This window comes from Neisseria sicca 4320 (assembly GCF_000193735.1).
In the GTDB taxonomy this organism is placed as follows: domain Bacteria; phylum Pseudomonadota; class Gammaproteobacteria; order Burkholderiales; family Neisseriaceae; genus Neisseria; species Neisseria sicca_E.
On the sequence record NZ_AEPF01000130.1, the window covers coordinates 1 to 235 of the forward strand.

1 pseudogene is annotated in these 235 nt (G+C 48.1%); it reads left to right on the forward strand.

Annotated features, from left to right (window positions below):
* Positions 1–235 (forward strand): annotated as a pseudogene (locus NSCA4_RS16175) (IS3 family transposase); the annotation flags it as partial.

The following is a 235-nucleotide window of genomic DNA, read 5'->3' on the forward strand; positions in this document are numbered from 1 at the left end:
CATTCCATGGTTCAAAGCATGTCGCGAAAGGCGAACTGTTGGGACAATGCGCCGATGGAAAGCTTCTTTGCGGTGTTGAAGACGGAGTGTTTCTATAACGCAGGGGAATTGACGGTGGAGAATTGATGAAACAGATAGATGACTATATGGATTACTACAACCGCGAGCGTTGCAGTTTGAAATTGAAAAAGCTGAGTCCTGTCGCATACAGAACCCGGCTTGCACAGAGCGCCTG